The following is a 12471-nucleotide window of genomic DNA, read 5'->3' on the forward strand; positions in this document are numbered from 1 at the left end:
CCGACTGGTATGCCTTATATCACAACTGCGCTTGTTTATTGCGCGTCGAGGTAGCGTTCGGCATCGAGGGCTGCCATGCAGCCGGTACCGGCCGAGGTGATCGCCTGACGGTAGTTGTGGTCGGCCACGTCGCCGGCAGCGAAGACACCTTCAATACTGGTCTGGGTGGCAAAACCGTCGAGACCGCCACGTACCTTCAGATAGCCGTTTTGCATCTCCAGCTGGCCATCGAAGATCTGGGTATTGGGCTGATGGCCGATGGCAATGAAGACGCCCATCAGCGGTAGCTCGCTGGTGCTGTTGTCCTGGGTGTTGCGCAGGCGCACACCAGTGACCCCCATCTGATCGCCCAGCACTTCGTCCAGAGTCTGGTGGGTGTGTAGCACGATGTTGCCGCTTTCGACCTTGTCGTGCAGACGCTTGATCAGGATCTTCTCTGCACGAAACTCGTCGCGGCGGTGGATGAGGTGCACCTTTTTGGCGATGTTGGCCAGATACAAGGCTTCTTCCACGGCGGTGTTGCCGCCGCCGATCACGGCCACTTCCTGATTGCGGTAGAAGAAACCGTCACAGGTGGCACAGGCGGAGACGCCGCGACCCTTGAAGGCCTCTTCGGAGGGCAGGCCCAGATACTTGGCGGAGGCGCCGGTCGCGATGATCAGGGCATCGCAGGTGTATTCGCCGTTGTCGCCCTTGAGGCGGAACGGGCGCTGTGTCAGTTCGACACTGTTGATATGATCAAACAGGATGCGGGTGTCGAACTTCTCTGCATGCTCTTTCATGCGTTCCATCAGCGCTGGGCCGGTCAGACCTTCCGGATCACCCGGCCAGTTCTCCACTTCGGTAGTGGTGGTCAGCTGACCCCCTTGCTGCATGCCGGTGATGAGCAGGGGATTGAGGTTGGCGCGGGCGGCGTAGACGGCCGCGGTGTAACCGGCCGGGCCTGACCCTAAGATCAGCAATTTGCTGTGAGTGACTTGGCTCATGATGTCATTTCCGGGATGTGATGAGTTTGCGCGATTGTAGGTAATTCGTGATCCGGGGTCAAAGGCTGGTGAGTCGATTGCACTAATCGTGTTCACAAGGGGTGACATGCAAAATAAAGGGATAAAAAAACCGCCCATCGCGGGCGGATTTTCACTCATCTTCAGTTGGCGCAGGCCAGCGCAGATCAGTTCAGCAGGGTCAGGGGATCCGTGTAGGCAAGGTCATGTGCCATGGCCACTTCTTTGCAGGTGAGCTTGCCCTCCATCACGTTGAGCCCGTGCAACAGGTGGGGATCGCTCAGCAGTGCCTGGCGATACCCTTGCTGGGCCAGCTTGATGATAAAGGGGAGGGTGGCATTGTTGAGCGCCACGGTCGAGGTGCGGGCAACGGCCCCCGGCATGTTGGCAACGCAGTAGTGCACTACCTCATCGACGATAAATGTCGGATCTTCATGGGTGGTGGCGTGGGAGGTTTCCACACAGCCACCCTGATCGATGGCCACATCGACAATGGCAGAACCCGGCTTCATGCGCGCAATGTGGTCACGGCTGACAAGTTTTGGCGCAGTGGCACCCGGTACCAGCACGCCACCGATGACCAGATCGGCCGCTAGCAGATGGCGTTCCAGTGTTTCGCTATTGGAGTAGACCACCTTGGCGGCCCCCTGAAACTCGTTATCAAGGCGACGCAGGGTATCGACGTTGTTGTCGAGGATGGTCACATCTGCGCGCATACCGATGGCCATGCGCGCTGCATTAGAGCCTACTACGCCACCGCCGATGATCACCACCTTGGCCGGTTCGACACCGGGTACCCCGCCGAGCAACACCCCACTCCCGCCACGCGATTTTTCAAGCGCCTGGGCACCCGCCTGAATAGACATGCGTCCGGCCACTTCTGACATGGGAGCCAGCAGGGGGAGGCCACCACGGCCGTCGGTGACGGTCTCATAGGCGATGCAGATGGCGCCGCTTTTCAGCAGGGCTTCGGTCTGGGGCAAATCTGGCGCCAGATGCAGATAGGTGAACAGGGTTTGACCCGGACGCAACATGGCACATTCGACAGGCTGAGGCTCCTTGACCTTGACGATCATCTCGGCTTTGGCGAAAACCTCTGCTGCAGAGGCCAAAATTTCGGCTCCGGCAGCGGTATAATCTGCATCGCTAAAGCCAATGCCGTTTCCGGCACCGCTTTGGACGAAAACAGTATGGTTTCGTGCTGTCAGTTCACGTACACTGGCCGGAACCATGCCTACGCGATACTCATGGTTTTTTATCTCTTTAGGTACACCGATAATCATGCTATCCCTCGTCTATCGATTGGTGGTTTATGTTGCCAAAATGTTAACCAACATTTGCGCCTAGTATATTCAGGTATTGACAGGATTTGTGACCATAATTATAAAATGAATGGTGATTCTTACCAAAAAATAGCCAAAGGATGGAATTAAATGATGGAAGCTAAGAGTCGGCTAAAGGATTTGGACAGGATTGACCGCAACATTCTCAATGAACTGCAAAAGGATGGCAGGATCTCGAATGTTGAGTTGTCCAAACGAGTTGGCCTGAGTCCCACACCGTGTCTGGAACGGGTTCGTCGCCTCGAGCGACAAGGGTATATCGAAGGATATGCTGCGATTCTGAACCCTCATTATCTGGATGCGTCGCTGCTGGTTTTTGTAGAAATTACCCTCAACCGCGGTGCTCCCGATGTGTTTGAACAGTTCAACAAGGCTGTTCAGGTGCTCGAAGAGATCCAGGAGTGCCATCTGGTCTCGGGTGATTTTGACTATCTGCTCAAGACCCGGGTAAGCGACATGTCAGCTTATCGTCGCTTGCTGGGGGAGACCCTGTTGCGTCTGCCTGGGGTGAATGACACCCGCACCTACGTGGTGATGGAAGAGGTCAAGCAGAGCAGCCGTCTGGTGATCAGTACCCGATAACGCAGATTATGCCGTGGTATCTTTTCCATACGAGACACCATGACTGTCAGAAACGAGCGGCCAGTCCGCTCGTTTCTTCTTGTAAAGAAGAGTGCAAATTTGGCCCCGCCCCAGCAGACACAGGCTGACAATCGATGGGCTTTTCAGGGATACTGGGCCCCCTATTTTCCTGCATTATATGTTTTCAGAAAGGAGCCGGAGTTTGGCCGATAAAAAGCTGTTTACTCCTTTATCAGGTATACAACGGATCTTCGAAGCCGTCTTGATCGCCATCACCCTGATGGCTGCTTATCTTCTGCTCGCCCTGTTGTCCTATCATCCCGCCGATCCCGGCTGGTCCCAGACCTCCTGGCAAGGGGAGGTCAAGAACCTCGCCGGTAGTGCCGGGGCCTGGCTCGCCGATATCACTATGTTTACCTTTGGTGCCTTCTCCTATCTGGTTCCACCACTGGTGGTTCTGCTGGGCTGGAGCCTGTTCTGGCGCCCGAGCCGCCTGCTTGATGTGGATTACCTCACTCTGGGGGTACGGATCATTGGCTTTATCCTGACCGTGCTCGGCATGTCGGCCATTGCCAGCATGAACTTCAACGATATGCAGAACTTCTCCGCCGGAGGTCTGGTGGGGGATGTGATCGCTTCTGCAGTGGTGCCGCTGTTTGGCGGCGTCGGGGCCAACCTGATGCTGCTCTGCTTCGTGGCAACCGGCATCACCCTGTTTACCGGCTGGTCCTGGCTCACCATCGTGGAGCAGATCGGCGCGGCCTGTACCGGTTCGGTCAGCGCTGTTTACCACTTCCCGACCACCCTAGGCCGCTGGCTCACCGGTGGCTGGCGTCAACCCCGCAACGAGGGGCCGGATCCCTTGCTGGAAGGCGGGGTAGGGGCCATCGCGTTTGATGACGAGGAAGATGAGCCGCACACCAGCTGGACTCGCAAGCCCAAGGCCAAGAACCAGAAGGCTGCCGCCGGAGAGTGGCTGCCGGAACTCGACGACGATACCTTCGAGTTCGATCCCCAGTTTGATGATGAAGATGATGAGCCAGCTCCGGCTGCCAAACCGAAACGTGCGGTGGCGACTGCCAATGGGCGTCGTCAGCCGGTATTGGCTGTGGCCGATGACGATGATGATGACGATCTGGATCTGCCGTGGGCCGAAGGGGACGACGAGGTCGCCGCACCTGTTGCAGTCGCACCGACCAAGCCCAAGCGTCGTCCGCAATCTACGCTGCCGCCGTTGCCGAGTATCGAGCTGCTCGACCGTCCACCGGCCAAGACCCAGATGATGAGCAAGGATGAGCTGGAGCGTATGGGCCGTCTGGTGGAAGCCAAACTTGCCGACTACAACGTGCAGGCCAAGGTGGTCGGTGTCTATCCGGGCCCTGTCATCACCCGTTTCGAACTTGATCTGGCGCCGGGCATGAAGGCGAGCAAGATCACCAATCTCTCGCGCGATCTGGCCCGCTCTCTGTCGGCCAGCAGCGTGCGGGTGGTCGAGGTGATCCCGGGCAAGACCTATGTCGGCATTGAGCTGCCCAACCGGGTGCGCCAGACCGTTTACCTGCGCGAAACCCTCGACTGCGATGCGTTCCGCGATAGCCGCAACCCGCTCACTATGGGCCTGGGTCAGGACATCGCCGGTGAGCCGGTGGTGGTGAACCTCGCCAAGATGCCGCACCTGCTGGTGGCCGGTACTACGGGGTCCGGTAAGTCGGTAGGGGTCAACACCATGATCATCTCGATGCTCTACAAGTCGACGCCGGACGACCTGCGCTTCATCATGATCGACCCCAAGATGCTGGAACTCTCGGTTTACGAAGGGATCCCCCATCTGCTGACCGAGGTGGTGACCGACATGAAGGACGCCGCCAACGCCCTGCGCTGGTGTGTGGGCGAGATGGAACGCCGTTACAAGCTGATGTCGGCAGTCGGGGTGCGCAACCTCAAGGGCTACAACGACAAGGTATTGGCCGCCATCGAGGAGGGGGAACCCCTGCTGGATCCGTTGTGGCGACCGGGTGATTCCATGGATCAGATGCCACCGGAGCTGGAGAAACTGCCCCACATCGTGGTGGTGGTGGATGAATTTGCCGACATGATGATGATCGTCGGCAAGAAGGTGGAAGAGCTGATCGCCCGTATCGCCCAGAAGGCGCGGGCCGCCGGTATTCACCTCATTCTGGCGACCCAGCGTCCGTCGGTGGATGTCATTACCGGTCTTATCAAGGCCAACATTCCGACCCGGATCTCGTTCCAGGTATCGAGCAAGATCGACTCGCGCACCATCATCGATCAGGGCGGTGCTGAATCTCTGCTCGGCATGGGCGACATGCTCTACATGCCGGCCGGTACCTCCAACCCGACCCGGGTACACGGTGCATTCGTCGATGACCACGAGGTACACAAGGTGGTGGCGGACTGGAAACTGCGTGGCGAGCCGAACTACATCGAGGAGATCCTCTCCGGCGAATCTGGTGGTGACGGCGGCAGCGGCGAATATGGCGGTAGTGACGATGAAGAGCTCGATCCCCTGTTCGACGAAGCGGTCGCCTTCGTGGTGGAGTCCCGTCGTGGTTCTACCTCCAGCGTGCAGCGCAAGTTCAAGATTGGTTACAACCGGGCGGCTCGTCTTATCGAGCAGATGGAGAATCAGGGCATCGTCAGCGCCCCGGGTGGCAATGGTCAACGCGACGTGTTGGCACCGCCGCCAGTGCGGGACTAAGACTCACCGTTTCATTCTATCCCTGGCCATGTCCTCCGCGGGCGTGGCCTTTTATCGAGAGCGTCTTTATGAAGAGCGTGATGAAAAAACAACTGTTGATGGGTACCGTGCTGCTGATAGCCAGCAGCCAGGTGTGGGCCGATGCGGCCAGCGATCTCAAGCAGAAGCTGGCCAGTGTCAGCCTCTTCTCTGCCAAGTTTTCCCAGACTGTCTACGACAGCAAGGGCAAGGAGTTGCAGCGCGCCAGCGGCGATCTGGTGGTGCAGCGCCCCAACCATTTCAACTGGCATACCACCTCGCCTGACGAGAGCCTGATCGTGGCTGATGGCAAGGATGTCTGGGTATATGACCCCTTCGTCGAGCAGGTGACAGCCCTTAAATTGAAGGATGCGGTGCTCAATACCCCCTTCGTGCTGATCACTGGCAATGACGAAAAGCTGTGGAAGCGCTACGACGTGACCCAGCAGGGGGATGTCTACACCGTCACCAGCAGGGAGCCGAGCGAGCTTATAGCCTCCTTCCGCGTCACCTTCGATCGCGACAACAATATCAGTCGTTTTGATGTAAAAGAGGCGCAGGGGCAGTGGACCGAATTTACCCTCAATAACTTCAACCGCAAGCCGGTGCTCAAGGGTAACGAATTTGTCTTCAAGATCCCGAAGGGGGTCGAGCTGGATGATCAGCGCTGATGAGCAATCTCTCGCTGGATTTCTCGTCGGACTTTCGTCCGCTGGCGGCCCGGATGCGGCCGCAAAACCTCGACCAGTATATCGGTCAGCAACATATCCTGGGGGCTGACAAGCCCCTGCGCAAAGCCATTCTGGCGGGTCACTGCCACTCGATGATCCTGTGGGGGCCACCCGGGACCGGCAAGACCACGCTGGCGGAGCTGATGGCTCACTACTGTCAGGCGGAAGTGGAGCGACTCTCTGCGGTCACCTCCGGTATCAAGGAGATCCGCGCCGCTATCGACAAGGCGAAGGAGAACAGCTGGCGCGGGGTGCGTACTATCCTGTTTGTGGATGAGGTGCACCGCTTCAACAAGAGCCAGCAGGATGTGTTCCTGCCCCACATCGAAGATGGCACCATCACCTTTATCGGTGCCACCACCGAAAACCCCTCGTTCGAACTCAACAACGCACTGCTCTCACGAGCTCGGGTCTATCTGCTCAAGCGACTGGAGGAGAGCGATATTCTCGCCATGCTCGATCAGGCGATGACCGATCCCCGTGGTCTCAATGATCCGGCACTCACCTTTGCCCCCGGCGTCAAAGAGGCGTTGGCCAAGGCGGTGGATGGGGACGGGCGAAAATCCCTCAACTATCTGGAGCTGTTGGCCGATATGGCCGAAGCCGACAGCACAGGGGCGCGGGTGATCGACAGTGCCCTGCTCGCTGCCGTGGTGGGGGAGCACGTGGCCCGCTTCGACAAGGGGGGCGATCACTTCTACGACCTCATCTCGGCGGTGCACAAATCCATTCGCGGCTCGGCGCCGGATGCGGCGCTTTACTGGTATGCCCGTATGGTGAGCGCCGGTTGCGATCCTCTCTATATCGCCCGCCGCTTGCTGGCGATTGCCTCGGAAGATGTGGGCAATGCCGATCCGCGCGCCATGCAGGTCGCCCTGTCGGCCTGGGATTGTTTCCATCGGATCGGTCCGGCGGAAGGGGAGCGGGCCATCGCCCAGGCGATCGTCTATCTCGCCTGCGCCCCGAAAAGCAATGCGGTCTATACCGCCTGGAAGGCGGCGCTTCATGATGCCAAAAACCTCCCTGACTTCGAGGTGCCGGTACACCTGCGCAATGCGCCGACCAAGCTGATGAGCGATCTGGGCTATGGCGCCGAGTATCGCTATGCCCATGACGAGCCGGGCGCCTATGCCGCTGGCGAGCAGTATTTTCCGCCCGAGCTGGCGGGCAAGCAGTACTACCAGCCCACCGATCGCGGCCTTGAAAAGCAGATTGGCCAGAAGCTTGATTACCTCCATGAGCTGGACAGGCAAAGTCCGCAGCAACGGGGCAAATAGTCCCTTTGTTACCCCGCATGGCTGAAAATTGGTCAGGCGTTTGAATATGCAGGACGGTTTACGTGCCAAAGTCGGTAAAAACGACACAAATAGTCCCTGTTCGGGCGGGGGGGCGGTCTGCTACACTGCCCGTCTGACCCCGCTTGTCTTGGCCTTGCGCCATCTTCTTGATCTCGAAGGCCTGTGATAGTTAAGGCCCGATTCTGAAGACGATTGGGGTGCGCCAACCGATGTTAACTTCCGGATCTGTTTCCCAGCCCGTCATGACGACTCAGGCCCAGATCCCATTTTAAAAAAGTAGGTAAACCATGCTGGATCCCAAATATCTGCGCAGCGATATCGAAGAGGCTGCCGCTCGTCTGGCGACACGTGGCTACGTTCTGGACGTAGCGGCTGTCAACGCTCTGGAAGAGAAACGCAAGGATCTGCAGTCCCGTACCCAGGAGCTGCAGGCCGAGCGCAACGCCCGCTCCAAATCCATCGGTGAAGCTGCCCGTCGTGGTGAAGATGTTGCCCCGCTCAAGGCCGAAGTGACCAAGATCAACGACGAGCTGGAAACCAGCAAGGTCGAGCTGGATGCCCTGCTGGCCCAGCTGAAAGCCATTGCCGACGCCATCCCCAACCTGCCGAGCGAGACTACTCCGGTGGGCCGTGACGAGAACGACAACGTGGAAGTGCGCCGTTGGGGTACCCCGCGTGAGTTCAGCTTCCCGGTACGCGATCACATCGATCTGGGCGAAGCGGCCAAGGGCGTTGACTTCAAGAATGGCGTCAAACTCTCCGGTACCCGTTTTGTGGTGATGAAGGGTCAGATTGCCCGTCTGCACCGTGCCCTGGCTCAGTTCATGCTGGATCTGCACACCCAGCAGCACGGTTACACCGAGTGCTACGTGCCCTATCTGGTGAACCCGGACAGCCTCTATGGCACCGGCCAGTTGCCGAAATTTGCTCAAGACCTGTTCAACACCGGTATCGAAGGTGAAGGGGAAGAAGAGGGCAAGGTACGCAAGTTCTCCCTGATCCCGACCTCCGAAGTGCCGCTCACCAACATGGCCCGTGACGAGATCTTTGACGCGCAAGAGCTGCCGATCAAGATGACCGCCCACAGCCCCTGCTTCCGCTCTGAAGCCGGTTCCTACGGTCGTGATACCCGCGGCCTCATCCGTATGCACCAGTTCGACAAAGTCGAAATGGTTCAGCTGGTTCACCCGGAGAAATCCTGGGATGCGCTGGAGGAGATGGTCGGCCACGCCGAGAAGGTGCTGCAACTGCTGGAGCTGCCGTATCGCGTGATGGCGCTCTCTACCGGTGACATGGGCTTCTGCGCTTCCAAAACCTACGATCTGGAAGTGTGGCTGCCGGCCCAGAACACTTACCGCGAGATCTCTTCCGTCTCCAACTGCACCGACTTCCAGGCGCGCCGCATGCAGGCTCGCGTGCGTGTCGATGGCAAGCCGCAGCTCATTCACACCCTGAATGGCTCCGGTCTGGCTGTAGGCCGTACTCTGGTCGCCGTGATCGAGAACTACCAGCAGGCAGATGGCCGTATCGCCATCCCGGCTGCGCTGCAATCCTACATGGGCGGCCTGACCCACATCGGGTAAGTTCATGCCGCAGAGCACAACGCCATGGCATTGCCATGGCGTTGTGCATTCTGGCGCCGATCAACCGTTTTAATGCTGAAAAAATGCGGATTTTCGACGTCGCTTTGAACAGTTAACACATTTTTATCAAGCAATGCGCAATCGTTTTTGTTAGACTGCGCCGCAATTTCGCAGGACATCTTTTTCTATGGTCTGGATTGATTACGCCATCATCGGCATCGTCGGTTTTTCTGCACTCATCAGCCTGGTGCGCGGCTTCGTCAAAGAGGCCATGTCTCTCGTCACCTGGTTCGTTGCCTTCTTTATTGCCAGCCACTTCTATCCTGATCTCGCCGCCTATTTTACCTCTTTCTCCGATGCGCTGGTGCGCAACGGTCTGGCCATCGCGGCCCTGTTCGTGGCAACCCTGATCCTGGGCAGCGTGGTGAACTACGTGGTGGGTCTGCTGGTGGACAAGACGGGGCTCTCCGGTACCGATCGGGTGCTTGGAGTCTGCTTCGGCGCAATTCGCGGGGTACTGATCGTCAGTGCCCTGCTTTTTTTCATGGATACCTTCACCAGCCTCTCCCAGAGCGACTGGTGGGCGGCATCCAAGCTGGTGCCGGAGTTCAAGCCGGTGATCCAGTGGTTTTTCGGGTTCATGCTGAACTCATCCAGTTTTCTTAAACAGGTATAGTGACTTCGAGGTAGCAAAGACATGTGTGGTATTGTCGGTATAGTTGGCACCACCCCCGTCAATCAGGCCCTCTACGACGCCTTGACGGTGTTGCAGCACAGGGGACAGGATGCCGCCGGGATCGTGACCATTGATAGTGGAAACTTCCGGCAACGCAAGGCCAATGGCCTGGTGAAGGACGTGTTTGAAGTGCGCCACATGCAGCGTTTGCAAGGGAACATCGGCATAGGTCATGTCAGATATCCCACCGCAGGTAGCTCAAGTGCCGCTGAAGCCCAACCTTTTTATGTGAACTCGCCCTACGGCATGGTGCTGGCCCATAACGGCAACCTCACCAACGCCAAGGAGCTCAAGGAGCAGCAGTTCAAGGTCGCCCGTCGCCACATCAACACCACTTCCGATTCGGAAGTGTTGCTGAACGTGCTGGCTCACGAGCTGGATCGCTGTGACAAGATGGCCCTGCGCCCCGAAGATATCTTCGCCGCGGTGCGCAGAACCCATCAGCAGATCCGCGGCGCTTATGCGGTGGTCTCGCTGGTGATTGGTCATGGTCTCATCGGCTTTCGTGATCCCAACGGCATTCGCCCGCTGATCCTCGGTCGTCGTCAGGACGAGCAGGGGCAGGTGGAGTACATGCTCGCCTCAGAGAGCGTGGCGCTCGACGCCATCGGTTTCGAGACGGTGAGGGATATTGCGCCGGGTGAAGCCATCTACATCACCGAGCAGGGCCAGCTCTTCTCCGAGCAGTGTGCGGAGAACCCGCAGATGAGCTCCTGCATCTTCGAATACGTCTACTTCGCCCGTCCCGATTCGTGCATCGACAAGGTCTCGGTCTACGCCGCCCGCCTCAACATGGGTCGCAAGCTGGGTCAGAAGATTGCCCGCGAGTGGGAAGATCTCGACGTCGATGTGGTTATCCCCATCCCCGAGACCTCCTGTGACGTGGCGCTGGAGATCGCTCACACCCTGGATCTGCCATACCGTCAGGGCTTCGTGAAGAACCGCTATATCGGCCGTACCTTCATCATGCCGGGCCAGACCCAGCGCAAGAAGTCGGTGCGCCGCAAACTCAACGCCATCAGCTCCGAATTCAAGGGCAAGAAGGTGTTGCTGGTGGATGATTCCATCGTGCGTGGTACCACGTCCGAGCAGATCATCCAGATGGCCCGTGAAGCGGGGGCAGCCAAGGTCTACTTCGCCTCGGCGGCGCCGGAAATTCGTTTCCCCAACGTCTATGGCATCGACATGCCCACCGCCAACGAGCTGATCGCCCACGGTCGCGAAGTGGAAGAGGTGTGCAAGCTGATTGGCGCTGACGGTCTGATTTTCCAGGATCTGGAAGATCTGGAAGCCGCCGTGCGGGAGATCAACCCGGATCTGCGTCACTTCGAGACCTCGGTGTTCAATGGCCACTACGTCACCTCTGACGTGGACCAGTCCTATCTGGATCACCTCAACGCCCTGCGCAACGATGACACCAAAGCGGTGCGTGAATGGCAGGAAGGCACCAGCAATCTGGAAATTTTTAACGAAGGCAGTTAAACGTTTGCGGTTTTGCCGGATGGGATAGCGAGATGGGGGCCTGTAGCCCCCATTGTCGTTTCTACTTAACACTGGCAGAAGGGGGAGGAGATATCTGTTTGAAAAATATCCGCTTATCTTGCCGGATATGGGCATGGCCAGCGGGATCCGCTAGCATAGGCGGCAACATATATGACCGATACGCTTTTAAGAGACGAGAGTTCAGATGGATGATCTGCTAGCCCCAGTGCGCCAGTTTTTGCAGTGCGAGACCCCGGATGAGTGGGTGGAGATGGCGCGGGATCCGGCCCGTTTGCCGACCCTGCTCATCGATCACGCCAACTGCGAGACCAAGGCAGCACTCACCGCCCACAGTCTGGTGCGCCGCTACTGCCTGCCCAAGGGCAAGCGCCATCTGCTGCCCAAGCTGGAGTTTTATCGTGAGCTGGATGCCATCCCGGAGAAGGCCGAGATCCTGGGCAAACGCAGCATGGGAGAGTCTGATCGCACCGTCTTTGCCGAGCTGGAGCGCAATCCGCTGCTGTTTCCCATGGTGCGACTCATTCAGGAGGAGCTGCACCACTTCGAGCAGGTGCTGGAGATCATGCAGGCCCGCGGCATCGAATACGGGCCGGTGACGGCCTCCCGCTATGCCCGCCAGTTGATGCAGCATGTGCGCACCCATGAGCCGGCCACCATCGTCGACAAGATGATCATCGGCGCCTATATCGAGGCCCGCTCCTGCGAGCGGTTTGCCAAGTTGGCGCCCCATCTGGACGAGGAGCTGAGCCGCTTCTATGTCTCTTTGCTGCGCTCCGAGGCGCGTCACTATCAGGATTACCTGAGCCTGGCCGAACAGTACGCAGGGGAGGATATCAGCGAGCGGGTGGCCTTCTTTGGCAAGCTGGAAGCCGAGCTAATCTGCTCGCCGGATCCCCAGTTCCGGTTCCATAGCGGCCTGCCTGTCACATCTGACAGTTGTTGACGCACAGGGGG

The 12471-nt window shown here is 58.4% G+C and carries 11 protein-coding genes; 8 read left to right on the top strand and 3 right to left on the bottom strand.

Features of this window, described 5'->3' with window-relative positions; genetic code table 11:
* Positions 1-35 precede the first annotated feature (35 nt).
* On the bottom strand, positions 36-986 hold the full coding sequence (trxB, locus tag G5367_RS12320; protein WP_069527213.1) for a thioredoxin-disulfide reductase: 951 nt from the start codon (positions 984-986) through the stop codon (positions 36-38).
* A 185-nt stretch (positions 987-1171) separates the two neighbouring features.
* The gene (gene ald / locus G5367_RS12325) at positions 1172-2287 is read right to left on the bottom strand and encodes an alanine dehydrogenase (RefSeq protein ID WP_421244277.1); all 1116 of its coding nucleotides are present in this window, start codon (positions 2285-2287) and stop codon (positions 1172-1174) included.
* Positions 2288-2437: 150 nt separating this feature from the next.
* Between ald and lrp the strand changes: the two genes are divergently transcribed.
* The 5 genes from lrp (at position 2438) to serS (ending at position 9278) form a co-directional block, all read left to right on the top strand.
* Positions 2438-2929: a leucine-responsive transcriptional regulator Lrp gene (lrp, locus tag G5367_RS12330; RefSeq protein ID WP_005300047.1), complete on the top strand. Its 492-nt coding sequence runs from the start codon at positions 2438-2440 to the stop codon at positions 2927-2929.
* Between the two features lie 202 nt (positions 2930-3131).
* Entirely contained in the window at positions 3132-5648 is a 2517-nt protein-coding gene (locus tag G5367_RS12335) for a DNA translocase FtsK 4TM domain-containing protein (protein ID WP_421244278.1), read from the top strand.
* 80 nt (positions 5649-5728) lie between these two features.
* A complete protein-coding gene (lolA, locus tag G5367_RS12340; protein ID WP_421244279.1) occupies positions 5729-6337 on the top strand; it encodes an outer membrane lipoprotein chaperone LolA in 609 nt (202 codons plus the stop codon).
* On the top strand, positions 6337-7674 hold the full coding sequence (locus G5367_RS12345; RefSeq protein WP_421244280.1) for a replication-associated recombination protein A: 1338 nt from the start codon (positions 6337-6339) through the stop codon (positions 7672-7674). The genes lolA and G5367_RS12345 overlap by 1 nt, the downstream gene beginning before the upstream one ends.
* 308 nt (positions 7675-7982) lie before the next feature.
* Complete coding sequence (serS, locus tag G5367_RS12350) at positions 7983-9278, top strand: serine--tRNA ligase (RefSeq protein WP_201913275.1); 1296 nt, start codon at positions 7983-7985, stop codon at positions 9276-9278.
* 2 nt (positions 9279-9280) lie between these two features.
* Here serS and G5367_RS12355 read toward each other — a convergent pair whose 3' ends face one another.
* Complete coding sequence (locus G5367_RS12355; RefSeq protein WP_421244281.1) at positions 9281-9457, bottom strand: hypothetical protein; 177 nt, start codon at positions 9455-9457, stop codon at positions 9281-9283.
* Between the two features lie 8 nt (positions 9458-9465).
* Here G5367_RS12355 and G5367_RS12360 point away from each other — a divergent pair, with 8 nt between their 5' ends.
* From G5367_RS12360 to miaE, 3 genes are all read left to right on the top strand, one after another.
* Positions 9466-9954, top strand: a complete 489-nt coding sequence (locus tag G5367_RS12360) for a CvpA family protein (RefSeq protein ID WP_033115174.1) — start codon at positions 9466-9468, stop codon at positions 9952-9954.
* A gap of 21 nt (positions 9955-9975) precedes the next feature.
* Positions 9976-11496 carry an amidophosphoribosyltransferase gene (purF, locus tag G5367_RS12365; protein WP_005351229.1) on the top strand — a complete coding sequence of 507 codons (1521 nt, stop codon included), beginning with the start codon at positions 9976-9978 and terminating at the stop codon, positions 11494-11496.
* A 205-nt stretch (positions 11497-11701) separates the two neighbouring features.
* Positions 11702-12460: a tRNA isopentenyl-2-thiomethyl-A-37 hydroxylase MiaE gene (miaE, locus tag G5367_RS12370; RefSeq protein ID WP_005346385.1), complete on the top strand. Its 759-nt coding sequence runs from the start codon at positions 11702-11704 to the stop codon at positions 12458-12460.
* Positions 12461-12471: the final 11 nt, after the last annotated feature.

The organism is Aeromonas sp. 604282, assembly GCF_049170575.1.
Classification (GTDB): Bacteria; Pseudomonadota; Gammaproteobacteria; order Enterobacterales; family Aeromonadaceae; genus Aeromonas; species Aeromonas veronii_A.